Here is a 24,018-nt window from a genome sequence, read left to right as displayed (position 1 = left end):
GATTGCGTAAATCAAATTCCGTATCCGTCTGTCTCCGCATACCTCCCTCCCCGAACTTTGCGCCAGCAAATTTTAAGGAACCAGACAATGGAGAAAGCTATGATAAGGGAATTTTTAAAAAGAACAGCATGGTGTTTACTGTTCCTGTCAACAATCGTATCCGGCACATCATTCGCCGAAGAAATAGACAACGGCGGCAGTATCAAAGGACTCATCACCACATCGGACAATAAACCGGCGCCAGGCGTGGTAGTAGTGTTAAAAGGCACTAAAAAAACAACCCTCACAGACGATAACGGTACTTATTTACTCCGCAACATCACACCGGGAAATTATACCATCCAGGTATCTCTCACAGGATATGAAACTACCAGTCAGCAGGTAACGGTGGAAAAAGATAAAACCGTTACCATCAATCTTCAGCTGAATATCTCAGAAAAGAACCTGAATGAAGTGGAGGTAACCGCCTCCCGGAACAAGTATACCAAAAGAAGCAGTGAATACGTGGCAAAACTGCCATTAAAGAATATTGAGAATCCGCAGGTATACAGCGTTATCTCCAGCGAACTGATAAAAGACCAGGTGGTAACCCGCTATGAAGATGCGCTTAACAATGCGCCTGGTATCAGCAAATTATGGTCATCTACCGGTCGTGCCGGTGATGGCGCAGGTTACTTCTCGCTCCGTGGCTTCGCAGTACAACCTACGCTGGTAAACGGCTTGCCCGGCTTAACCAATGGCGGCCTGGATGTAGCCAACGTGGAAAGGATTGAAGTAGTGAAAGGCCCGTCCGGTACACTGTACGGCAGCTCCGTAATTTCCTACGGCGGTTTGATCAACACGGTTACCAAAAAGCCATACGACCACTTCGGCGGCGAAATCAGCTACACCGGCGGCGGCTATGGCCTCAACCGTATTACCGCTGATATCAATACCCCGCTGGATAAAGATAACAAAGTGCTGCTGCGCGTAACCGGCGCTTATCATGATGAAAACAGCTTCCAGGATGCCGGCTTCGTGAAGAAACGCTACATCGCACCATCGCTTACTTACCATGCAAGCGACCGCCTCACGCTGATGCTGAACACCGAATTCCTTTCTACAGAAAGTACTAACCCTACCATGCTGTTCCTCGACCGCGGCACCGCGCTGTTTGCAAAGAACCTGCAGGAGCTGGGATACGACAACAAACGCTCTTATACCAGCAATAACCTCAGCATCAAAACGCCTACCAGTAGCATCCAGGCGCAGGCTATCTATAAATTGTCCGATACCTGGACCTCACAAACCATCGTATCAAGAGGAACCGCCAAATCAGAGGGATATTATTCTTACCTGTATGAGGCTTCTTCAGCCATACCAGGTTTCCCTAACATTTCGCCGACCTTTGCCCGGTATATCAGCTACCAGAACGGTAGTACCAATACCACCGATATCCAGCAGAACTTTATGGGCGACTTTAAGATAGGCCAGTTCCGTAACAGGGTAGTAGCCGGACTGGATTATTTCAGCCGTCAGACACAAGGCAACAGCACCGGGTATGTAATGAACGGCCTGGTAGATATGGCTGGTAACGACAACGGCATTCTTTCCAGGCAACATACCGATTCATTGCTGAACGCTTCCTCAATAGATAACTCCAACCTCAAACAGGAAACATACAGTGCTTACGTGTCAGATGTATTTAACATCCTGCCCAGCTTATCTGTAATGGCCAGTTTGCGTGTAGATCATTTCAAGAATGGTGGTCTTACTGCCGGTACCAACGAGAAATACGAACAAACCGCCCTGTCGCCTAAATTCGGTATCGTGTACCAGCCCATCCTGAATACGCTGTCTGTTTTTGCGAACTATATGAACGGTTTCACCAACAGCGCACCAAGACAACGCGCCAGCGATAATGTTTGGCAAACTTTCCGTCCTGAACAGGCCAATCAAATGGAAGGCGGTGTGAAAGTAAACCTGTTAGGTGGTATGATCACGGGGTCTGTAAGCTACTACGATATTAAAGTGAAAGATATCATCATGCAGGTAGGCGGCGGCCCTACAGCCGGCTATACACAAGGCGGCGAAAGAACCAGCCGCGGCGTGGAAGCGGAAATCGTGGCTAACCCGGTAGCCGGTTTGAACATCACCGGAGGCTATAGCTACAACGACAGCAAATTCGTGAAAACAGATGATAAAGATTATGAAGGCAGACGCCCCGAAGAAGCCGGCCCTAAAAACCTGGCGAACCTTTGGGTAACCTACAAATTCCAGAACGGCCCTGTGAAAGGCTTTGGTATCGGCTTCGGTGGCAACTATGCCAGCGAAAACATGATCCTGAACAGGCTCACCACCGGCGTATTCACTTTACCGTCCTACACCGTGTTAAATGGTTCCCTGTTTTATAACACCAACAAATTCAATGTAGCCTTCAAACTGGATAACATTGGTAATAAAGAATACTACAAAGGCTGGAGCACCATTGAGCCACAGATGCCCAGACGTTTTTCCGGAAACGTAACCTATAAGTTCTAAATACAATACTACATAAGAAAAAAGAGGATGTTCATTTTTGAACATCCTCTTTTTTGTGCCGGCTTCTTTGTTACGCAGCAGTAGTAGTATTATTGGCCGGTGGCGCTTTCTCCTCAGCATCCACCATCCATTGCGTGAATTTATATTTCGGCAATATTTCATTCAGCTTTTTCTTCAGCCACTTGGAAACAATTTCAAACACAATAAAACCGATCACGATAGAGATGGTCCATTCCATTGTATTGTAGGTGTGTTTGTCTACCACGGTTTTATGGGCGGTAAGTCCCCATAAATTCCGGATGCTGCGGGTGGTAAAGTAATGGGATACCAGGCGAGTAGACGCCATGCCGATAACGAATCCTAAAAAATTGCCCACATAATTATTGTAAACGTATTCCAGGAATTTTCTGATAAGCTTAATTTTCATGTAAGGGATCTTTGCCCGCTAAGCTAATATCAAAATTTTCTTTTCCAGCAGATTTTTTTCCGGAATGTTAAAACGATGCAGTTTCCCTTGTTCTATTTTTGCAAAAATTTTCGCATCCAACCATGAAGAAATTGCTGTACTGCCTGATCTTATTACTGCCGCTGTATGCTTTATCCAATACAGAAACTGATTTCGGTACCATTAAAGGAAAAATAACCACCAGCGATAATCAAACCGCCGCCTCGGTAACCGTGGTGATAAAAGGAACTTCGAGAAATGCCATCACCGGGAATGATGGTACATTCATCATTCACCGGGTACCTGCCGGCGACTGGCAACTGGAAATTTCACTGATCGGTTACCAGACGCTTACCCAAAACGTAACCGTGGAAAAGGGGCAAACCACAAATGTATCCCTCCGGCTGGAACTGTCTGATACACAGCTGCGGGAAATTGTAGTTAATACTAACCGTAACAAATTTGTTGATAAGAATACGGACCAGGTAGCACGGCTTCCGCTGAAAAACCTGGAGAACCCACAGGTATACCAAACAGTAGGCAAGGCGCTGATGCAGGAACAACTGATCACCGAGCGTACGGATATTTACAGGAATATTCCCGGTGCAGTGCCCAACTTCGCCGTAGGCGGCTCCCAGGGTATGACCATCCGCGGTTTTTCCAATGCCACAGGTATGCGGAACGGCATGGTTACAAGCGCCATCGTGCCTTTGAACCCGGTTATCCTGGAACGTGTTGAAGTAATAAAAGGCCCTTCCGGTACTTTGTTTGGCAGCAACCGTAACATCACTTTCGGTGGCCTCTATAACTATGTAACCAAAAAACCGTACGAACAGTTTGGCGGAAACGTAAGCTTCACAGGCGGCAGCTTCGAGTTTGCACGCTTTACTGCAGATATCAATACCCCGCTGAATGAAGACCACTCCATGCTGTTCAGGCTCAATGCCGGCGCGCAAACGGAAGGCTCTTTCCAGGATCAGGGATATGCAAAAAATTATACCATTGCTCCCAGTTTCTCCTACCAGGTGAACGACCGGTTGAAATTCCTGGTAGATGTGGAAATTACCCGGGGCAACTTCGCCACCGGCACCTACGCCGTAAATGATTTTAAAAACGTGACCGCCAGAAGCTTTAAAGATCTTAAGATCGGGTATAAGCGTTCATACATCAATAATGGAGCGGATATCAGCAATGGCATCAACAACATCCAGGGCCAGATCGAATACAAAATATCGGACAGTTGGACTTCCCAAACCAACTACCTGTTTTCTGAAGGCTTCTATAAACATTTCTACTGGACCAACATGACCCTGCTCACCGATTCTACGATGGCGCGCAGCGTGAGGAACCAGAAACCCGAAACGTTTGGTAATATCCAGCTGCAACAGAATTTCATCGGCGATTTCAGGATTGCTTCATTGAGAAACCGCCTGGTGATTGGCATCGACTACAACTATAATTATAATAGCCTGAACCGGGTTACGGTGAATTATGATGTGGTGAATATAAATCAGCCGGTAAAAGAACTGAATCCTGATTTGATTGATGACCTGTCTTATCAGAAAGGATTTTCTGCTACCCGTACAAAGTCCAACAGCTACAGCGTTTACGCTTCTGATGTACTGAACATCACCCCGGCGTTGATGACCATGCTGAGCCTGCGTGTGGATCGCTTCACTACCGGCGGAACTTACACGGTGGCTACCGGTAAATATGCCGGTGATTATAATCAGACCTCTTTGTCGCCCAAGCTGGGGATAGTATACCAGGTGTGGAAAGACAAGGTATCTTTATTTGCCAACTATATGAATGGGTTTGTAAACCTGGCGCCGCTTGTACAACCGGATAATACCATCCTGAACCTGAAGCCGCAAAAGGGCAACCAGTGGGAAGGTGGTGTAAAAGTGGAACTGCTCGACAATAAATTAAGCGGTTCCGCCAGTTATTATAACATTGATGTTACCAATGTAACCCGCACGGAGATTGTTGATGGAAAAACATTTATGTTCCAGGATGGTACACAACGCAGCAAGGGTTACGAGGTGGAATTGGCGGCTAACCCGGTAGCAGGGCTGAATATCGTTGCTGGTTATGCTCATAACGAGAACAGGTATACGAAAGCGTCTGCTGCTATACAGGGAAAGCTGATTGTGGGCAGTCCTAAAGATGTAGCTAATATCTGGGTAAGCTATCATATGCCTTACGGAAAGATGAAGGGACTGGGCTTTGGCGCCGGCGGAAACTATGTAAGCGACTCCTGGTTTGAATCCAGCAATACTTTTCTGTTGCCGGGATATACCTTGCTGAGTGCTTCCGTATTTTATGATCAACCGAAATACCGGCTGGCATTGAAAGGCAATAACCTCCTGGATGAAAAATACTGGGATACCAATGGTATCGCGCAAAAGCCGGTGAACTTCCTGGCAAGCGTCACTTTAAAATTCTAAAAAAAAAGCAGGTTGCCGGATGTATATCTTCCGGCAACCTGCGTTTGTTGCAGTGATCATGATCAGCTGTTGACCGTACTGATCACACCCCTGAAAAAGCCGGCGGATTCGGCAATGCCCGGCAGCGGATCACTCATATCTTTTTCAAACTCCAGGCTGCATACGCCTGCATAGTTGATTTTCTCCAGCGCTGTAACCAGCTTTTTGAAATTAATGGCGCCGCGGCCCAGTTCAATGGCTTTGCCATCTTTTACTGCTGCTGAAATATCTTTGATATGCAGATCGAAGATCCGGTTTTTATAAGCCAGGATGGCTTTGGAAGGCTCTTCCCCGGCGCGCGCGGCATGACCAATATCCAGGCAGAGGCCCAGGCGTTCGTCCCTGTTTTTAATAAGATCGTATGCGTTTTTGGGACCGGGATACAGCTTGTCTTCCGGACCGTGGTTATGCACCGCCAGGCGGATATTATACTCCTTTATCTTTTTCTCGGTATAGTCCAGCAGCTCCGGATTAGGCACGCCTACAATCAACGGAACGCCTACACGTTTGGCGTAATCGAAAGCTTCGTCTACTGCTTTTTCTGTTTTCATGTAAATAACGCCTACGGCATACACGTTAATACCCGCTGCGGAAAATTTACCCAGCACTTCCTTTATTTTTTCCGGAGAACTGTTTAAGGGGAGATGGATATCTTTTACAGAGATGTTTTTGATATTCACCCGGTTCATCATGGCGATGGCCTGGTCGAGATCAAATTTGGCAAAGGTATAGCCCGCCATCCCGATGGGCAGCAGCGCTTTTTTTGCCGGAACAGCGGCAGCTGCGGCAACGGTGAAAGGCGCCATAGTAGTAGCTGCCATGCCCAATGCCGTGTGAAGCAGGAAATTTCTTCTTGATGACATATTGTAAACTGTTTACGTGGTTTTAGCAAAATACACTGCCCGGAAAATATGCGCCGGCAGTACAATAGGCTAAGATCTCTAAAAAATGTTGTTTTTTATAATAATAGCCGTTGAATGTTCAGGCACGTTAATTGCGGCGCCCGGAACGCATTATTATAACACCTAAGCAAGTGATCATGAAGAGATTAGTTTTACTATGGATGGTATTATTTTACGGCTTAAGTTCCAGCGCCCAGTTCAGCGACTCGGTGCATTACTACATTAAATACGCTTCTACTGGTTCGGTGAACAGGACAAACGACGGCAACTCTTTCCTGCTCAATAATAACATGGGCTTTAAAATCAGTAAAAAGAAGATGACCCTGAACATGGGCGCCAGTTATGTATATGGAAAGCAGGACCACAGCGTTACCAATAACGATGTGTCTACCGCAATGGATTTTAATATTTACCGGGGAGAAAAGAAAGTGTATTTCTGGGGATTGGCCAACTATGATAAAAGTTATTCCTTAAAGATCAATGATCGCTTCCAGGGCGGTGGCGGCGCGGCATATGACGTCATTAAACGGAAGAACGCTACCCTCAACCTGAGCGATGGACTCCTGTTTGAAAACAGCGATCTTTTCCTGCACGACACCATCCCCGACGTGTATCATACTTTCCGGAATTCCTTCCGGGTATATTATAAATGGGTGATCAAAGACATCATTGTGCTGGAAGGCTCCAATTACCTGCAAAACTCGCTGTCTCACGGAAACGACTATATCATTAAATGCAATAATGCCCTTTCCGTGAAACTCCGTTCCTGGCTGGCTATCACCGCTGCCATGACCTACAATAAATTAAACCGTACTGAGCGCGAAAACCTGCTGATGAATTACGGCCTCACCATAGAGAAATTTTTCTAGCGGGGCCACTGCTCCAAAGGGAAAATATTTTGTCTTATTTTGCCGGGGAATTGATACTATGGGGCGTTTATTCCAAACGATTATTTTACTGGGCGTAATCCAGGGTTTCATTGTAAGCGGACTGCTGTTTTTCTCCACCAGGAAACGGGCGGTAAACCGTTTTTTAGCGGCGCTGATTTTCCTGCTCAGCATGGCCGGTTTTTGTTTGTGTGGTTCCTATTATCATTGGTTTAACTCGCCATTGCTCAATTTGCTGTCGCAGTTATTGCCGCTCATTGTGGTAATGCCGGTGGGGCCGCTGATGTATTTCTACATACAGTCTTTTTGCGATCCGGAATTTAAACTCACCCCGCAACGGCGAAGGCACTTCTGGCCGGTGGTCATCGACCTGGGAGCACCGGTTGCAGCCGATGTGTTTGTGGTGGGCGTGCTGACGGGCGTATTGAAGAATAATCCGCAGCCGTGGATCATCTTTATAGATACCTATAATGTATATTCAGACATTCCACGATGGGTGTCACTGGCCATTTATACGTGGTTGTCTTTTAAATTCCTGGCGGCATATAAACGTAGTCACCCACCTGGCGCCGGATTGCGCTGGCTGCAACAGCTCACCTGGATGTTTGCGGGCTTTCTTGCTATCTGGCTGGTATACCTGGTGCCGTATATTATTCCCCGTTATACCGATGTGATACTCGATAAATTCGACTGGTATCCTATTTATGTACCCATGACTTTCCTGATCTACTGGCTGGGGATTAAAGGGTATATTATTTCCTACCAGGAACTGGTTACGGCTAAAAAGGCCGAAACTATATTGCCGGAATCTACTACAACACCGGCTGTAACGTTGCTGAAAAAAGCAATGGAAGAAGACCAGCTGTTTCTGAATGCGGCGCTTACCCTGCAAATGGTGGCGCAGCATACCGGTTTACCGCCCAAAACTATTTCTGCGGTGTTGAACCAGCATCTGCATAAAAATTTTAATGAGTATGTAAACGGCTACCGTGTTAACCTGTTCAAGGAAAAATTGTTACAGGAGGATGCTGATCAGCTTACCTTCACGGGCATTGCATATGATTGCGGCTTTTCTTCACCGGCTACTTTCCAGCGGGTGTTTAAACAACTCACCGGTATGTCGCCCTCCGAATTCCGGAAAAGCGCCCCGGACGCGCAGAAATCAGCGCTTTAATATGTCTCAAATCCGGATATGAGTAGGTGACAACATGGTAAACAGGGAGCTTTGCCATCAAAATAAATGACCCGGATGGTACATCGCGCTAACTTCTCCTTTTTGATCATCGCCTTATTTTTATTTGCCTGCCGCGCCAGCCGGCCGGTCCAAAACAATGCACCGGTCACCTCCCGCGATGCAGTTTGGAATGCTGCAGCAATGACCCGTCTTGAAAAGAAACTGGAATATCTCCGGGAAAAATATCACATCCCCGGTATTTCTGTGGGCGTGGTAAATGAACAAAAACTGGTATGGAAAAAAGGCTTCGGCTATGCCGACCTGGAAAAACAAACAGCGCCCGATGAAAACACGGTTTACCAGGTGGCTTCGGTTACCAAAACGTTTGGCTCCATAATTCTCATGCAGCAGGTACAGGCCGGGAAGGTAAGCCTGGATGATCCTATCGGTAAATACGGCATCAACCTGGGCGCGCGCTGGGGCAGCGATCCACGGATCAAAGTAAAGCATCTGCTTACACATACCGCCATGGGCAGCATGTTTAACAGCTATAAACCCGGCTACGTATTCCGCTACAATGGCAGCTGGTATAATGAACTGGGGAAGGTAATTGCGCAGTCGTCCGGGCATACCTTCGGGGAATTGCTGATGGAACAGATCATTAGGCCGCTGTCGCTGAAAAGTACGGCGCCCAGTACCGATGATAGTGTCAGCTTTGCATTAACCGGTTATGACAAAGGAACGTTTATGCAGCGGGTAGCCAAACCGTACGACTGGAAAAACAAGCAGTTGCAGCCCATTACCTTTTCATACGGTTTTGGCCCGGCGGCGGGCATCATGAGCAATGTGGCCGATCTGGCGGTTTACTCCACCGCCATTGATCAGAAAATGTTCCTGGCAGATAGTACCTGGGAGAAAGTGTTTACGCCTTATGTTACCCCCAAAGGCAAAACCATCCAGTACGCGCTGGGATGGTATGTGAAGTACTACAAAGGCGTAAAGGTAATGTGGCATACCGGCTGGTGGACCGGCTATTCTGCCCTGTTTGTAAAGATCCCGGAACGGGACCTGACATTTATTATCCTGGCTAACTCACAGGATCTGAGCCGGCCTTTTTATCACCTGGTGAAACCCTTGCCGGGCATTGGGATGTTTAATCCTTTCCGGCGTAATTTAAACAAAACGCTGAGGGCTTCCGCGTTTGGCGAAGCCTTCCTGGATCATTTCCTGGAGTGAATCCCGGTTTAATGCGCGCCGGGATCCGGTTCAAAGTCCAGCGACACGGAGTTCATGCAAAACCGCTTGTGCGTAGGAGGGGGGCCATCATCAAAGATATGACCGAGGTGCGAACCGCAACGTTCGCAGATCACTTCCGTCCTTTGCATACCGAAGGAATTATCTTCCTTGTAGATCACGCTGTTGGCTTTGAGTGGTTCAAAAAAGCTGGGCCACCCGCAGCTGCTGGCAAATTTAGCGTCTGATCTGAACAGGGGATTGCCACAAACCGCGCAATAGTAACTGCCTTTTACCTCGGAATCCCAGTATTTGCCTGTAAATGCCCGTTCGGTGGCATTTTCGCGGGCTACGGCATAGAGGTCGGGCGGCAGTATTCTTTTCCATTCGGCGTTGGTAATATGCAGTTTCCGTGTATCCGTTCTGGAATAGTAAGGATTTTTCACTGGCGCTTGTTTATTGTTGCTATTCTGGCTATGGCAGGCAATCTGTGTGGCCAGGATCAGTGTTAAAAGAAATATTATTCTCATCTCGCAAAAAAAATACTGGTGAATAATACAATAACCCAAAATTACCGCTTTAAATCCGTAATAAGGACGGCTATCCTGCCAGGTGGATGAACCGTCCTTTTTTTACAAAATCTTTAAAATAACCCCGTGATCATTTTCCCGTTTTTTTTCGGGAGATAATTATCTTAGCCGATATCTTCATGCTTAAATCATCATCACATTGTTACGTAAATTATTCTTTGCCTTCGTTATTACGCTTTTCAGCGGTTTCATTACACATGCACAGCAATACTATCTCTTCGTGGGAAGTTATAACCGCGATAAAGACAAAGATGGCGTATACCTGTTCCGGTTCAACTACCAGACCGGTGCGTTGCAGCAGGTGTCTGCCACCAAAGGCATTCTCAATCCCTCTTTTCTTACGTTATCGCCCGATGGAAAATATATTTACGCCTGCTCCGAAGCCCAAACGCCTAATGTGGGCGGTGTCAGCAGCTTTGCTTTCGACAGTGTGAAAGAAACGGTAACGCTGCTCGACCGGCAGGACAGCGGTGGCGATAACCCCGCATATGTAGGCGTAGACCCAACCGGCAAATGGCTCATCTGCGCCAATTACAGCGGCGGCAGCCTGTCCATTTTCCCGCTCACCGGCGGTGGACATATAGCTCCCGCCAAACAAACCATTGCTTTTAAAGACAGCAGTATTGTACGAAGCCGGCAACTCAGCTCACACATTCACGCGGCGGTTTTTTCCCCGGATGGCCAGTATGCTTTTTTCCCGGATCTCGGTGCTGATAAAATCCATGCCTACCAACTGGCGCCGGATGCTGCAGCACCTTTACAGCCGGCCAATCCGCCGTTCACACGTACCACTCCAGGCAGCGGTCCCCGGCATATCACGTTTCATCCCAGGCTGCCAATGGCTTACTGCATTGAAGAAATCAGCGGCACCGTTACGGCGTACCAGTATCATGCCGGTAAACTGGATAGCCTCCAGCGGGTAGATGCCCGCCTGGCCACCTCCCAGGCCGATTATGGCAGCGCCGATATCCATATCTCACCCGATGGCCGCTTCCTGTATGCCTCCACCAGGGAAAACGCCAACAGTATATTTATCTATTCCATTAACCAACAAAACGGACGATTGAAACAAATAGGCGTTGAATCCACACAGGGTAAACATCCGCGGAATTTTGTGATTGATCCTACAGGTAAGTTTCTATTGGTGGCCAATCAGAAAACAGGGAATATTGTTGTTTTTAAAAGAGATCAGAAAAGCGGACTGCTGAAGAAAACAGGCGTGGAGGTAACCCTGCCAAATCCTTCGTCCCTGCAGATCAGGGCTTACGCCAGATAATAATGAGCAGTGTGAGCAACAGCAGATATAACACCCACTTTACTATTTTGTAGGTATTGGTTTTGAAGAAGGTGTTCTTTTTAATGGTGCCGGTATCATCAAAACGTTCGGTGATCCTGGAGAACTCTCCGTGGGTGAGCTTTCCCCACAGCTCCCCGGCATCGTTTACCAGCTTCAGGATGGTAACATGAAACATCACTCCAAAGGAGCTGCCGGGAAAACGTTTTTTGATCATTACCGCCGTTGCCGCCAGTTCTACAGGTAAGCTACCTGCAGCAAATAACAACACGGGGATAACCCAACCAGGAGCCGTAAACAACAGCACGAGTGCTGTGATGCCACAAAACAATACAGTTTCGGGCGTATTGGGCAAATTGCGGTAGGTATAGTTTGGATTGTACTTTCCCAAACGGCTGTTGCCAATTCCATACCGGTAAGGCCGTTTGTAGTTAGCACGGCCATCATCCCACCACGGATGGGTTACAGCCGCTTCCGGCAACGATCTGAAATTTTGTTCGTTATTCCTGTCGCGCACATGCAGGAAGAAATCAACATCTTCACCACCACCGGCTTTCGGGTAATCGGTAGAGAAGCGCACATCGCCCACCGCACTTCTTTTTACCATGATATTCGCGGTGGCGCCCCAGGTAAACGAAGGCTTATTCGCCGCCACAGAAAAGATATTTACATTGCCGTTGACCATCAACGCCCTGGCAAAATCACTGGGTGGCGGTGGAAAATGAATAAGACCAATGAATCCAATTTCATCGGGATGTTCTGCCGCAGCTGCTGCATACCTGAACAACAAATCATCTGTTACCGTAACATCATCATCCAGGAACAGGATCCAGTCGCCTTTTGAAACAGATATGCCCCGGTTCCGGGTGCCGGAAGCACCGAGGTTTTTTTCATTGATATAAAGAAATACATCGTTGTTATCCGCCAGCGCCCGGATGCTTTCAGCAGGCACTATATCCGGATTATCTGCCATCAGGTAAAACTTAATGACAGCATTATCCGGCCTCGGCAGGCGAAGCACAGGAAGTACATATTTTTCCTCCAGCCGGAAGGACGGCATTACAACATCTATAGTGAGTTTCATACTTAGCAGATAACGGTAGATAAATCAGGTAGCACTACATCAACGCTTACGGCGCCCAGAGGTCTTCTTCGCGCAGCAGTTTTTTCTTGTAACGTTTCATCAACATCCGCACATACATCCACCAGCCCATTCCCCTGCGGATCAGCTGTAATTTATCTTTCAAAAATTGCCGGTCTTTATTATCCGAGGAAAACCCGCTCATGTTATACAATACAATGGTAATGGGATAATGCTGCTTCTTAAAATTGCGGTCGCCCCAAACGAGGAGGTTAAGCGCGTAATCAGCCAGCACTTTATATTGCAGATCATAGGAATATTTCCGGAAAACGCTTTTCGGGTAAATAATGGATTGATGGTTCATACAATATTTGGCGAGCCGGTATTCGCTGAAACTGCCTTGTAAAAGCGGATATTCAACGGGGCCGTTTGTATTGAACCCGGTGCTGTTGCCATAATAAATAGTGTGGTCATCGCGGAGATATGAGGAGAGTTCACTGAAGCCCGGCAGGAGGCGATCGTCGCTGCCCAGGAAATATAACCAGTTTCCGCTTGCCATCCCGATGCCTTTATTGAGTGCGTCATAGATGCCCTTATCCGGTTCACTCACCCATTTCACCAGTTCCAGGCCGGATTCCTGCACAATGCTCAGGGTGTTGTCGGTACTGCCTCCATCTACAATCACCACCTCCATTCCTTTCACAGTCTGTTCCTTAACAGATTGCAGGCATTCTCTGAGGTGCTGACCGGCATTATACGTTGCGATAATTATGCTGATCAATACATCACCGGGTCGTTCATTCATTCGATATACTAGTTGATTACCGGGGCTAAAATTAGGGCTATTTGTTTGTTTTTTTATTTGGTTATTTGGATATTTTGTTGCGATAGCCCGGCATGATGTAACGCCATATCCAAATAACCAAATACTAAAACAGGGGAATCATTACTGGTTTACCCTGAACTTTTCAGTAGCCCCGATAGTAGTATGATTGCAGGTCATAGGCTGTGTACCGCCTTCGCTGGAAACATAGCTGCCATTGCTGCCCCTGAGTGAAATGGTGCCGTCGCTGTTGCTGATCCAGTCGAACTGTTCCCACGGACCAATAGCAGTACGGTTACAGTTCATGGCCTGGGTACCATTTTCTGAACATACATAAAAGCCGCCGTTTACCAGCGCTACTTTACCGCTACCGGCGCTTACCACGGAAAACTGTTCCCATCCCTGGGCCACGGTGCGGTTGGCATTCATGGCCTGCGTGCCGTTTTCGCTGCACACGTACAGGTTATTGGAGCTTTTAAGGGTAATGGTTTGCCCGATGGGAGCGCCGCCACCGCCGCCCACCACAGGCGCAGTAGGACGGGTAGCTGTTAAACCGATTTGTCCTTTCAGCATTTTACCGCCATCGCCGGTGAGGCGCAGGTAGTAGTCTGCGGAGCAAACCACGCCATCTTCATCCAGGGTCACAAAGTTGGAACCTGCGGGAATAAAGGAGGCGTTTTCTGCTGTTTTGGCAATCTGGTTACCTTCGTTGTACTCGTCAAACATAGAGATGTAAATGCCCTGGGCGCCTACCCGTACCATGTTGTAAAACTGGCGCCACATGAAGTCGCCATGCGCGCGCTGGTGTTCCTGTAAATCACCCGGCAGTACGCAGGGCTGGTAGTCGATTCCGTTGTTGTTACAATACGCCTGGTCCGGTGTGTTTACATTGGTGTAGAAATTATCCGCGTCAGCAACATTACCGATCCTGCCTACCATCCACGGTGAAATCATATTCAGCGCGCTGTAGGTAGCGAGGAAGCCGGGTCTGGAATCGCTGGTTTCGGTACGCCAGTGCGTAGGTACGCCGCCGATTACATAACAGCCCTGGTTTTTGAACCAGTTGATCACATCCAGGCATACCGCGGCAGACCACGGGTGATTGGAGTCGTTGAAGCCAAAGCCCCAGATACATACCACCGGCTTGCCATTCTGTTTGGCATAAGCGGAAGAAGAGGTGTAGGCCGACATCTTGGTGGTCCAGTCGGTTTTAATCTCAGATTGCATGTTGGTCCAGCCGCTGACATCATACATGATGTAAAACTTGCGGCCATAATTTTCCGCAGCCGTTTTTACTTTGGCGGTAATGGCGTCGCGTACCGGTCCTTCGGTGCCATTTGGGTTAAAGCGCTGCAACGCTGCGGCGTCGATACCGTTTTGCTGCATCCACAGGAAGTGGGTGTTCACGGTTTGGTCGTTGAAAGAAGAGAACAGTTTCGCAGGTTGACCATTGCCGAGGTTTGCCCAGGCGGTTTGATAGGTGCTGCTGTAGTCCCTTACATCGGGCCAGGACTTAATACCATTATTCGTGGAAGAGGGCGACGCGCCCCAGTTCTGCGTCCAGTGCCACCAGGCATTGATAGGGGAGCCATCGCCGTTGGCGGCAAACCAGCCCTGGTAGCCTACCGTGATTTTGCCGACTACGTCGCCAACAGGAGAGCCCAGTGCGCTGATGCCGGACTTCTTGCCATCGAGCGACTGGAGTGAATTGACGGCCTCTTTTTTGGAGCAGCCAACAGACAATGCAACAAGGGTTGCGAAGAGAAGATGCAACTTGTTTTTCATGTGTGGAACAATTGATGATGATTAGGAATTACTATCGGATTTGCTACCGTGGTTTTCTTAGAACAATGCCGGGCTATGGATAATGAAACGTGGAAGTTTTCTGGTGCAATTAAGGGGAGAGGCACTAATCAGTGCATTAATAAAGGGCTAATAAACAAATTAGGGCTGACTTTTTTTTCACCCGGAGCCGTATTACGGTCTCCGGGTACCCGCATTACCGGTAGTGGTCAGGGAAATCCTGCATGTAATTCATTCACCGTATTAAAGATATAATCGGGTGAGGCATCCCGCAGTTCCTGCGTACTGCCGTAACCGTAGCCAACTGCAATGGAGGGCAGCTGGTTTTTCTGTGCGCCTATGATGTCGTGTTTGCGGTCGCCCACCATAACGGTGTTGCCGGCATCCAATTGTTGTTCGGACATCACGTAGCGGATCAGTTCCGCCTTGTCGGCCCGCGTGCCATCCAGCTCGCTGCCATATACCGCCGTAAAGTAAGGCTCCAGGTTAAAGTGCCGGATCACGATGTCGGCAAATACTTTTGGCTTGGAGGTGGCAACAAACAACCGTCGCCCCTGTGACCGCAGCGCAGTGAGTAATTCCGGAATGCCGGCATACTGCTCGTTTTCATAAATGCCGGTTACTTTGAAGTACTCCCGGTAAGCGCTAACCGCCTCCCATGCCTGCGATTCGGTAAAGCCATAGTATTCGATGAACGACTGCTGGAGGGGCGGACCAATAAACGGAAGCAGCTTCTGAAGGTCCGGCTCGGCAATACCTGCCTTTGCCAATGCATACTGAACGGATTTGGTAATACCGGTTTTAGGATCTGTAAGCGTACCGTCGAGGTCAAATAAAATATTGGCGTATTTCATAACGGTTGCAATATAAATTAAAAAGAGGACGTTGAATAGGTTCAGGTTATTTCTTAGCTTACAACTGAATACAACTGTCACATGAATGATTTCTTCCGGAACTCCCTGTCCGCTATTATCGCCATTTTTCTACTCGCTGGATGCAGTAAAAGTGAATCCCAAACCATTATCGCCACCGGCTACAGTGATGTGGATCAGGTGCTGAACGACTCCGTACCTGTTGCCTTTGATGGCAAATGTTATGCAGTGATTCATGAAAATGGCAAAACCGTATATGCGAAAGGATTCGGCGGCTATACCGGCAGCACACGCCAGCTCATTGCTTCCTGTTCCAAATGGTTATCGGCGGCAGTGGTTATGAGCCTGGTAGATGAAGGAAAAATAAAGCTCACCGATAGTGTGGGGAAATATCTGCCCGTTTTTACTACTTATCATAAGGGAGATATTACCATTGCGCAACTCTTCTCCCATACATCCGGTTTTCCCGGAAATTCTTCCCAGGGATATGAATCCAATGTGCTGATCACGCTCACACAGGCGGCAGATGGTATTGCCCGGAATGTGGCGCTGCTGAACCGGCCCGGCACCACCTTTTATTATGGCGGCGTAAGTATGCAGGTTGCCGGCCGCATTTGTGAAGTGGCCTCTGGTAAGAGCTGGAGCGCCCTGGCCGCAGATAAAATATTTACGCCCTGTGGCATGACCAGCACCGACTTCGGACTTACGGCCAATCCGCAGATTGGCGGCGGCGCCCGGAGCACGCCGGACGATTATATCCGCTTCCTCGACATGATCATGAACAAAGGTGTAGCCGCTAATGGTACCCGTGTGCTCAGCGAAGCTGCAGTGGCAGCAATGGAGGAGAGTCAAACCGGCCATGTTACCGTCACTTACACCCCTTATCCCGCAGTACTGCTCAATACAAAAGATTTCTACGGTATCGGCAACTGGAGGGATGTAACCGCTCCCGGTGGCGCACTGATTGAAAACAGCAGCCCGGGCGCCTTTGGCAGTCATCCGTGGATAAACCGCGATAAAAAGCGCACGGGTTTCATCTTTACTTTTATTGCCAGCAACGGTTATCTTTCCACTCTACCCACCTGTTTAAAGATCCGGGCGCTGGTGAGGAATAAATAATAAATGCCTTATTAAGTCAAGATAGTGTCTGTTTTAGTCAATTTTCAGGGAGAGTTGTTGCCCCATTGCCGTTAATTTTGATGGTATACAAATTCCACGGAAGAGGTCATATACCTATGGTCTGCCACAGTCGGAGATTATTAATACATAACAGGCGCACCTGCCTGTTACATCAAAAACGTTATCCGGAAAACATGGATCAGCAACTTTTTTCTTTCAGGCATATTGCAATAGCCGGCGCCCTGTTGATGGCCGGTACAGCTGCGGCGCAGCAGCAACCATTACGGCTCTGGTATAACAAACCGGCAAAGGTTTGGGAGGAAACTGTGCCACTTGGGAATGGCCGCCTGGGCATGATGCCGGATGGCGGGGTCAGCCAGGAGAAGATTGTTTTAAATGATATCACCCTCTGGTCCGGTGCACCACAGGACGCCAACAACTACGATGCCTACAAACAACTGCCCGCTATCCGGCAGCTGCTGGCCGAAGGAAAGAATAACGAGGCCCAGGCGCTGATGGACAAATCATTTGTATGTACCGGCAAAGGCTCCGGGGACGTTCCGTTCGGATGTTTCCAGATGCTGGGCGAATTATTGCTGCAGTTCAGCTATCCCAAAGCGGATAGCCCTGCCCGTTATAAAAGAGACTTGTCGTTGAATGAGGCGATAGCCACTACTAATTATACAATTAACGGGGTCGCCTATACGCGCGAATATTTTACGGACTTCAACGGCGATGTAGGCGTGATCCGTTTAACGGCCGGCAAAGGCGGACAACTCAATATGCGGGTTGCTATCAGTCGCCCGGAAAGAGCCACCATACGCACCGAAGGACAGGAGCTGCAAATGTCCGGCGAATTGAAAAGCGGTACCGCCAATCCCGGTATGAAATACCTGACCAGGATACAGGCAAAACTGAAAGGTGGTCAGCTGCTAACGGACAAGGATACACTGGTTATTAAAGATGCCACGGAAGTGATCCTGTATGTATCTACCGCTACCGATTTCAGGAATCCCGGCTACCGGGAACAAACGAAACAACTGCTCGCTGCAGCCATGCGTAAAGGTTATGCGCAGCAGAAGCAACAGCATATAGCCGCTTATCAGCGTTTATTCAACCGCGTTAGTATGGAGCTGGGCGGCGCCAGTGCAACACAGGTGCCTACCGATCAGCGGCTTATTGATTTTCACAAGGCGCCCGCGGCAGACAACGGATTACCCGTACTATTTTATCAATACGGCCGTTATCTGAGCATCAGCAGCACCCGCGTGGGTTTGCTGCCACCTAATTTACAGGGGCTGTGGGCCAACCAGATCCAGACGCCCTGGAATGGGGATTACCACCTCGACGTAAATGTGCAGATGAACCACTGGCCGGTGGAAGTGAGCAACCTGCCGGAACTCAACCTGCCATTGGCGGAGCTGGTACACGGACTGGTGAAACCCGGTGAAAGAACCGCCAAAGCTTATTATAATGCAGAAGGATGGGTTGCGCACGTGATTACTAATATATGGGGCTTTACAGAGCCAGGAGAAAGCGCATCGTGGGGCGTTACCAAGTCAGGGTCCGGATGGTTGTGTAATAACCTTTGGGAGCATTATGCTTTTACCAATGATAAAAAATACTTAGAAGATATATACCCGGTGTTAAAAGGCTCTGCTGAATTTTACAGCAGCATGCTGATAAAGGATGATAAAACCGGGTGGCTCGTTACTTCCCCTTCTTCTTCTCCGGAAAATTCTTTTTATCTGCCCAACGGCCAAACTGCCAGCATCTGCAACGGACCTACTATTGATAACCAGATCATCCGCGAGCTGTTTATGAATGTGATCACCGCTGCCAAAACACTCGGTAAGGATGCTGCATTCACCACCACGCTGACGGAGAAATTAAAACAGCTGCCGCCTGCAGGCAGGGTAGGTAAAGACGGCCGACTGATGGAGTGGCTGGAAGAATACAAAGAGACAGAACCCACGCACCGGCATATTTCACATTTATACGGATTATACCCCGCCTCACTGATTACACCGGAAGCCACGCCGGAACTGGCCAAAGCCTGCAAACAAACGCTGGAAGTGAGAGGGGATGATGGCCCCAGCTGGTCCATCGCCTATAAGCTGTTATTCTGGGCACGACTGCATGATGGCAACCGCGCGTTTAAATTGTTCGCCGGATTAATCAAGCCCACTTATAATACGGACATTAACTACGGCGCCGGTGGCGGTATTTATTCAAACATGTTTTCTGCAGGGCCTCCGTTCCAGATAGATGGCAACTTCGGTGGCGCAGCCGGACTGGCAGAAATGCTGCTGCAAAGTCATGCGGGCTTTATCGATTTGTTGCCTGCACTGCCTGATGCGTGGAAGGCGTCTGGTACGGTAAAGGGGCTGAAAGCAAGAGGCAATTATACCGTAGATATGACCTGGAAAAACGGCCTCGTTACCAATTATAAAATACGCGGCGCCGCTACGCATAAAGTAAAAGTAAGAATCAACGGGGTAATAAAAGAGATACAACCAACGAAAATATGATCAGGAAATTAGCAGGGGTATTATTAGGTATAGCCGTTACCGTTAGTGCGCTGGCGCAGGAGCAATTTATCACCCGTTATGGCCGCCTCGATAATGTAAGGTATCATATCAAAGCAGATAAAAAGGCTACCATTACTTTCATGGGTGGCTCTATCACCAATATGGAAGGCTGGCGTGGTAAGGTGTGCGACTATCTCACTGCTGCATACCCTGCTACTGATTTCCGTTTTATCAATGCCGGGATTCCTTCGCTTGGCAGCTTACCACATGCGTTCCGGTTTGAACACGATGTATTAAGCAAAGGAAAAACCGACCTGCTATTCCTGGAAGCGGCGGTAAACGACCGGGTGAATGGTACCAATGAAGTAACGCAGCGCAGGGCTATGGAAGGGATTATCCGTCATGCGCTGAAAGCCAATCCGCAGGTGAATATTGTGCTGATGGCTTTTGTGGATGAAGACAAGATGGCCGATTATCACGCTGGTAAAGTGCCGGTAGAAGTACAGGTGCATGAAGAGCTTGCCAAAAAGTATCATCTGCCGTTTATCAATCTCGCTAAAGAAATTACTACCCGCATAGATGGCCGTGAGTTTACCTGGAAAGATGATTTTAAAGATCTGCATCCTTCTCCTTTTGGGCAGCAGTTATATTTTGATGCGATCAAACGGTTACTGGAAGAGGATTTCAGCGCAGCGGCGCCAAAGCATTTATCATCAGTGAAACTGCCTCGCGCAGCGGACCCGTTCAATTATGAAAACGGCGCCTATGGCAATATACATGAAGCTGTTAATAAAAATGGTTTCTCTGTCATTGAATCATGGGAGCCCGCTGATAAGGTGGGTACCCGCGAAGGATTTGTAAAAGTGCCTATGCTGGTATCAGACACGGCGCGTGCCAGTGTGGAGTATCCATTCACCGGGCGTACTATTGGTATTGGCATTGTTTCCGGTCCGGATGCAGGTGTAATCACCTACCGTATTGATGGCGGCGCTGTGCAGCAAAAAGATCTGCGCACGCAGTGGAGTAAAAGCCTGTACCTGCCGTGGTATCTTATATTGGGTGATGATCTGAAACCCGGAAAACATACGCTCAGCCTGCAAAAGGAGGGGGATGGATCTGTTTGCCGGGTGGTGTATTTCCTGGTAAATTAATCCAGTGAAGTAACGTCTCTCTTGTAGTCTCTCGGGGTTTTCCCTTTGATCTTTTTGAAGAAGCGGTTAAAGTGCGTGGTATTCCTGTATCCGCACTTATTCGATAACTCTGCCATCGACATTTCCTTTTCCTGCAATAGTCTGCAGGCGTAACCGATCCTTAATTCATTTACAAAATGAGTAAATGATTTCTGTGTTCTGCTTTTGAAGAAGCGGCAGAAGGAGTGTACGTTGATGCCTGCCACCGCTGCTATTTCCGACAGCGGGATATCTCTTTTAAAATGACGGAAAATATATTTGAAGATATCATCCATCCTCGACTGATCTTTATCGTTATACAGGTTTACATAGTTAGTGCCGGCAAGAAGTTTATATTCCTTGGTGGCCATCATTTTCTGTAGCAGGGTCATAAAGGAGATGGTTTGCAGCAGGTCGTGCTGTGTAAGCATTTGCTGCATCAATGCCAGTATTTCCGTTTTGGCTTTGCCATGAAACTGGATGCCCCGCTGCGCCTTTTTGAGCCAGGTTTTAACGGCACTCGTATTGGTAAAGGGACTAAGATGTTCTACCAGGAGATCCGGCGAAATATACAACGCCAGCGACCTTGCCTGGAGCTTGTCTTTCCCTTCAAAATACTTTTGTTCGTTGTGCCACACATGCGGGGTACCGGAGCCCACAAATATCAGTTCCCCGCTTTCAAAATAGCTGATGTTGTCGCCAATGATGCGTCGCCCGGCGCTTTCCACTACGTATACCAGCTGGCATTCATGATGGAAGTGGAACTCCGTGGAAAAGTACGGCTGTGTAATTTCCTTGATCAGGTATACACTTTGTTCGAGGGCTTTATCGCCCGGTATGGCAAAAAGAGGCTTCATATTATCCGACTAAAATAGGTAAATTCAGTAAATAAGTCAAAATAGTGTTGATTTAAGTCAATTTCACCGGGATGACCTACCTTATCCCTGCTTACTTTTGAATTATCCACGGAAAATGAAAAACGATGATACTGCAAGATAAAATAGTGCTGATTACCGGCGGCGCATCCGGCATTGGTGAAGCCTGTGCGCAGGTGTATGCAAAGCAAGGCGCCACCGTGGCGGTGATTGATAAAGACGCCGCGGCATTGCAACGTCTGCAGGAGCAGATGGGCACGCCGCATATTTTCCTCACAGCAGATCTTAACAGTGGCGCGGCTATACAACAGGCCATTGACAGGGTGCTGCAAACCTACGGCCGGCTCAATGCCATCCACAATAATGCAGGCGTTGCCAGTCCTTCGAAACCTTTACATGATACCACCGAAGAAGAGTGGCAACTGGTCATGAATGTAAATGTGCGTGGCATCTATTACACCACACGCTATGGCATTGCTGCACTGAAAGCTTCCCGTGGCTGTATCCTCAACACCAGCAGTATGGTAGGGGACATTGGCCAGGAAAACCATGCGGCCTATGCGGGCAGTAAAGGAGCGGTAAATGCACTCACCAAAGCAATGGCGCTCGACTATGCCGCCGACGGTATCCGGGTAAACGCAGTGGCCCCCGCAGGCGTATGGACGCCCATGTTGCGCCGGTGGAGCAGTGAACAGCCGGAACCCGCACATATAGCTCAATACCTCGATGGTATCCACGCGTTGGGATATTGCCCGGAGGCAGATGAAATTGCCGACGTGTGTGCGTTCCTGTTATCTGAACAGGCGCGCTTTATCACCGGCTGTATTATGCCCGTAAGTGGCGGGGCAGAACTTGGATATAAGCATACCTTATAAAATAAAGTGAACAATGAAAAAATTAGCTGCTTTCTGTTTGTTGTTGCTGGCACTCCAGGGCAAAGCCCAGACCAATGCACAACTGGATCCGAAAATACTGACCAGTAAAAAAGTGATGGACCAGTTTATGGACCTGCGCTTTGGCCTGTTTATCCACTGGGGGCCTGTTTCCCTGAGAGGTACGGAAATAGGCTGGTCGCGCCACAGCAAGGTGCCGGCTGCAGAATATGACACCCTGTACCGCCAGTTTAACCCGGTGAAATTTAATGCAGAGGAATGGGTGAAAACAGCCAGCGATGCCGGTATGAAATACCTGACCATCACTGCCAAGCATCATGACGGATTTTGTTTATGGCCATCTGCCTATACTGATTATAATATTACTGCCACTCCCTTTAAGAAAGATGTGGTGGGCCTGCTGGCAAAGGCATGTAAGAAGTATCACATTAAGTTCTGTATCTATTACTCGGTGCTCGACTGGCACCATCCGGAATACCCTATTGATAATCCGGATGATACAACGGCAAAGGGTATACGAAAAGATGCACGCATGGACCAGTATGTGGTGTATATGAAGAACCAGCTGAAAGAACTGGTAACCGGCTATGATCCTTATATGCTGTGGTTTGACGGTCCCTGGGAAAAGCCGTGGACACCGGAAATGGCGGTGGACGTGTACACTTATCTCAAAACGCTGAAGAAAGATCTTATCATTAATAACCGTCTTGGTAAAGCGTTTTCCGGCACCGGCGCTTCGGGTACGTCTACCTTCCTGGGCGATTTTGATACGCCGGAACAACGTATCGGCGACCTGGACATGAATACGCCCTGGGAAACCTGCATGACCATCTGCGAACAGTGGGCATGGAAGCCGGATGATAAAATGAAATCGCTGCAAACCTGTATTCAAACACTGGCGAAAGTGGCCGGTGGTAACGGCAACCTGTTATTTAATGTAGGCCCCCGCTCCGATGGAGCCATAGAACCCGCACAGGTAGCCCGTTTGAAAGAGATGGGCGACTGGCTTCGTAAGTACGGCGCCGCTATTTATAATACGCATGGCGGTCCTTACAACCCTAACAGCAAGTATGCTGCTACGCGGAGCGGCAACAAAGTATACGTGCACGTTTTTGATCAGTCGCAGCCAACTATTGAACTGCCTGCTATGCCGGGCGTAAAAGTTAATAAAGCATATCTCCTGAAAGGCGCTGCAGTGAAGCTGACTACAGCCGCCGATCGGTTCACGATAACATTGCCCGCTGTATTGCCCGATGCCAATGACACCGTAGTGGTATTGGAAACGGATAAGCCGGCGCTTAGTGTTGCTCCTATAAAATGA

General features: G+C 48.4%; 19 protein-coding genes. 11 read left to right on the top strand and 8 right to left on the bottom strand.

Annotation, left to right across the window (positions count from 1 at the left end):
* The first annotated feature begins 87 nt into the window (after nucleotides 1-87).
* A complete protein-coding gene (locus PV783_RS20105) occupies nucleotides 88-2,520 on the top strand; it encodes a TonB-dependent siderophore receptor (RefSeq protein WP_420989335.1) in 2,433 nt (810 codons plus the stop codon).
* Between the two features lie 70 nt (nucleotides 2,521-2,590).
* Here PV783_RS20105 and PV783_RS20100 read toward each other — a convergent pair whose 3' ends face one another.
* Nucleotides 2,591-2,947: a hypothetical protein gene (locus PV783_RS20100; RefSeq protein WP_111579810.1), complete on the bottom strand. Its 357-nt coding sequence runs from the start codon at nucleotides 2,945-2,947 to the stop codon at nucleotides 2,591-2,593.
* 122 nt (nucleotides 2,948-3,069) lie between these two features.
* On the opposite strand from PV783_RS20100, the gene PV783_RS20095 reads away from it, so the two are divergent.
* Entirely contained in the window at nucleotides 3,070-5,412 is a 2,343-nt protein-coding gene (locus PV783_RS20095; RefSeq protein ID WP_079473008.1) for a TonB-dependent receptor, read from the top strand.
* Between the two features lie 62 nt (nucleotides 5,413-5,474).
* Here the strand turns inward: PV783_RS20095 and PV783_RS20090 are convergent, their stop codons facing one another.
* Complete coding sequence (locus PV783_RS20090) at nucleotides 5,475-6,314, bottom strand: sugar phosphate isomerase/epimerase family protein (RefSeq protein WP_420989334.1); 840 nt, start codon at nucleotides 6,312-6,314, stop codon at nucleotides 5,475-5,477.
* A gap of 176 nt (nucleotides 6,315-6,490) precedes the next feature.
* Between PV783_RS20090 and PV783_RS20085 the strand changes: the two genes are divergently transcribed.
* The 3 genes from PV783_RS20085 to PV783_RS20075 all read left to right on the top strand — a co-directional run bounded on the left by PV783_RS20085 (nucleotide 6,491) and on the right by PV783_RS20075 (nucleotide 9,650).
* Nucleotides 6,491-7,222, top strand: coding sequence for a DUF481 domain-containing protein (locus PV783_RS20085; RefSeq protein WP_079473010.1), 732 nt, complete (start codon nucleotides 6,491-6,493; stop codon nucleotides 7,220-7,222).
* 58 nt (nucleotides 7,223-7,280) lie between these two features.
* On the top strand, nucleotides 7,281-8,414 hold the full coding sequence (locus PV783_RS20080) for a helix-turn-helix domain-containing protein (RefSeq protein ID WP_079473011.1): 1,134 nt from the start codon (nucleotides 7,281-7,283) through the stop codon (nucleotides 8,412-8,414).
* A gap of 75 nt (nucleotides 8,415-8,489) precedes the next feature.
* Nucleotides 8,490-9,650 carry a serine hydrolase domain-containing protein gene (locus PV783_RS20075; RefSeq protein WP_420989332.1) on the top strand — a complete coding sequence of 387 codons (1,161 nt, stop codon included), beginning with the start codon at nucleotides 8,490-8,492 and terminating at the stop codon, nucleotides 9,648-9,650.
* 8 nt (nucleotides 9,651-9,658) lie between these two features.
* On the opposite strand, the gene msrB is transcribed toward PV783_RS20075, so the two are convergent.
* Nucleotides 9,659-10,177, bottom strand: coding sequence for a peptide-methionine (R)-S-oxide reductase MsrB (gene msrB / locus PV783_RS20070; protein ID WP_079473013.1), 519 nt, complete (start codon nucleotides 10,175-10,177; stop codon nucleotides 9,659-9,661).
* A 199-nt stretch (nucleotides 10,178-10,376) separates the two neighbouring features.
* On the opposite strand from msrB, the gene PV783_RS20065 reads away from it, so the two are divergent.
* Nucleotides 10,377-11,513, top strand: a complete 1,137-nt coding sequence (locus PV783_RS20065; protein WP_420989331.1) for a lactonase family protein — start codon at nucleotides 10,377-10,379, stop codon at nucleotides 11,511-11,513.
* Here the strand turns inward: PV783_RS20065 and PV783_RS20060 are convergent.
* From PV783_RS20060 to PV783_RS20045, 4 genes are all read right to left on the bottom strand, one after another.
* A complete protein-coding gene (locus PV783_RS20060; RefSeq protein WP_420989330.1) occupies nucleotides 11,494-12,615 on the bottom strand; it encodes a glycosyltransferase family 2 protein in 1,122 nt (373 codons plus the stop codon). The genes PV783_RS20065 and PV783_RS20060 overlap by 20 nt on opposite strands.
* Nucleotides 12,616-12,661: 46 nt before the next feature.
* Nucleotides 12,662-13,417: a glycosyltransferase family 2 protein gene (locus tag PV783_RS20055; RefSeq protein WP_420989329.1), complete on the bottom strand. Its 756-nt coding sequence runs from the start codon at nucleotides 13,415-13,417 to the stop codon at nucleotides 12,662-12,664.
* Between the two features lie 141 nt (nucleotides 13,418-13,558).
* Complete coding sequence (locus PV783_RS20050) at nucleotides 13,559-15,220, bottom strand: lectin (RefSeq protein ID WP_079473017.1); 1,662 nt, start codon at nucleotides 15,218-15,220, stop codon at nucleotides 13,559-13,561.
* Nucleotides 15,221-15,447: 227 nt separating this feature from the next.
* The gene (locus PV783_RS20045) at nucleotides 15,448-16,092 is read right to left on the bottom strand and encodes an HAD family hydrolase (protein ID WP_336389309.1); all 645 of its coding nucleotides are present in this window, start codon (nucleotides 16,090-16,092) and stop codon (nucleotides 15,448-15,450) included.
* Between the two features lie 81 nt (nucleotides 16,093-16,173).
* Between PV783_RS20045 and PV783_RS20040 the strand changes: the two genes are divergently transcribed.
* The 3 genes from PV783_RS20040 to PV783_RS20030 all read left to right on the top strand — a co-directional run bounded on the left by PV783_RS20040 (nucleotide 16,174) and on the right by PV783_RS20030 (nucleotide 20,911).
* On the top strand, nucleotides 16,174-17,229 hold the full coding sequence (locus PV783_RS20040; protein ID WP_420989328.1) for a serine hydrolase domain-containing protein: 1,056 nt from the start codon (nucleotides 16,174-16,176) through the stop codon (nucleotides 17,227-17,229).
* Nucleotides 17,230-17,423: 194 nt separating this feature from the next.
* A complete protein-coding gene (locus tag PV783_RS20035; RefSeq protein WP_420989327.1) occupies nucleotides 17,424-19,760 on the top strand; it encodes a glycosyl hydrolase family 95 catalytic domain-containing protein in 2,337 nt (778 codons plus the stop codon).
* Nucleotides 19,757-20,911, top strand: coding sequence for a GDSL-type esterase/lipase family protein (locus PV783_RS20030; RefSeq protein WP_420989326.1), 1,155 nt, complete (start codon nucleotides 19,757-19,759; stop codon nucleotides 20,909-20,911). Before PV783_RS20035 ends, PV783_RS20030 begins: the two co-directional genes overlap by 4 nt.
* Here the strand turns inward: PV783_RS20030 and PV783_RS20025 are convergent.
* Nucleotides 20,908-21,786, bottom strand: coding sequence for an AraC family transcriptional regulator (locus PV783_RS20025; RefSeq protein WP_111579820.1), 879 nt, complete (start codon nucleotides 21,784-21,786; stop codon nucleotides 20,908-20,910). The two genes, PV783_RS20030 and PV783_RS20025, sit on opposite strands and share 4 nt — an antisense overlap.
* A 125-nt stretch (nucleotides 21,787-21,911) precedes the next feature.
* On the opposite strand from PV783_RS20025, the gene PV783_RS20020 reads away from it, so the two are divergent.
* Together PV783_RS20020 and PV783_RS20015 are read left to right on the top strand one after the other, a co-directional pair.
* Nucleotides 21,912-22,679: an SDR family NAD(P)-dependent oxidoreductase gene (locus PV783_RS20020; protein ID WP_420989325.1), complete on the top strand. Its 768-nt coding sequence runs from the start codon at nucleotides 21,912-21,914 to the stop codon at nucleotides 22,677-22,679.
* Between the two features lie 13 nt (nucleotides 22,680-22,692).
* On the top strand, nucleotides 22,693-24,018 hold the full coding sequence (locus PV783_RS20015; RefSeq protein ID WP_420989324.1) for an alpha-L-fucosidase: 1,326 nt from the start codon (nucleotides 22,693-22,695) through the stop codon (nucleotides 24,016-24,018).

The organism is Chitinophaga sp. CC14, from assembly GCF_048957795.1.
Taxonomy (GTDB): domain Bacteria; phylum Bacteroidota; class Bacteroidia; order Chitinophagales; family Chitinophagaceae; genus Chitinophaga; species Chitinophaga ginsengisegetis.
This window is presented reverse-complemented; position numbering and strand designations above follow the sequence as displayed.

Bases quoted from the DNA above. Each gene is read 5' to 3' on its own strand.
- PV783_RS20105 (WP_420989335.1), top strand. From the start codon at position 88: ATGGAGAAAGCTATGATAAGGGAATTTTTAAAAAGAACAGCATGGTGT.
- PV783_RS20100 (WP_111579810.1), bottom strand. From the start codon at position 2,947: ATGAAAATTAAGCTTATCAGAAAATTCCTGGAATACGTTTACAATAAT.
- PV783_RS20095 (WP_079473008.1), top strand. From the start codon at position 3,070: ATGAAGAAATTGCTGTACTGCCTGATCTTATTACTGCCGCTGTATGCT.
- PV783_RS20090 (WP_420989334.1), bottom strand. From the start codon at position 6,314: ATGTCATCAAGAAGAAATTTCCTGCTTCACACGGCATTGGGCATGGCA.
- PV783_RS20085 (WP_079473010.1), top strand. From the start codon at position 6,491: ATGAAGAGATTAGTTTTACTATGGATGGTATTATTTTACGGCTTAAGT.
- PV783_RS20080 (WP_079473011.1), top strand. From the start codon at position 7,281: ATGGGGCGTTTATTCCAAACGATTATTTTACTGGGCGTAATCCAGGGT.
- PV783_RS20075 (WP_420989332.1), top strand. From the start codon at position 8,490: ATGGTACATCGCGCTAACTTCTCCTTTTTGATCATCGCCTTATTTTTA.
- msrB (WP_079473013.1), bottom strand. From the start codon at position 10,177: ATGAGAATAATATTTCTTTTAACACTGATCCTGGCCACACAGATTGCC.
- PV783_RS20060 (WP_420989330.1), bottom strand. From the start codon at position 12,615: ATGAAACTCACTATAGATGTTGTAATGCCGTCCTTCCGGCTGGAGGAA.
- PV783_RS20055 (WP_420989329.1), bottom strand. From the start codon at position 13,417: ATGAATGAACGACCCGGTGATGTATTGATCAGCATAATTATCGCAACG.
- PV783_RS20050 (WP_079473017.1), bottom strand. From the start codon at position 15,220: ATGAAAAACAAGTTGCATCTTCTCTTCGCAACCCTTGTTGCATTGTCT.
- PV783_RS20045 (WP_336389309.1), bottom strand. From the start codon at position 16,092: ATGAAATACGCCAATATTTTATTTGACCTCGACGGTACGCTTACAGAT.
- PV783_RS20040 (WP_420989328.1), top strand. From the start codon at position 16,174: ATGAATGATTTCTTCCGGAACTCCCTGTCCGCTATTATCGCCATTTTT.
- PV783_RS20035 (WP_420989327.1), top strand. From the start codon at position 17,424: ATGGATCAGCAACTTTTTTCTTTCAGGCATATTGCAATAGCCGGCGCC.
- PV783_RS20030 (WP_420989326.1), top strand. From the start codon at position 19,757: ATGATCAGGAAATTAGCAGGGGTATTATTAGGTATAGCCGTTACCGTT.
- PV783_RS20025 (WP_111579820.1), bottom strand. From the start codon at position 21,786: ATGAAGCCTCTTTTTGCCATACCGGGCGATAAAGCCCTCGAACAAAGT.
- PV783_RS20020 (WP_420989325.1), top strand. From the start codon at position 21,912: ATGATACTGCAAGATAAAATAGTGCTGATTACCGGCGGCGCATCCGGC.
- PV783_RS20015 (WP_420989324.1), top strand. From the start codon at position 22,693: ATGAAAAAATTAGCTGCTTTCTGTTTGTTGTTGCTGGCACTCCAGGGC.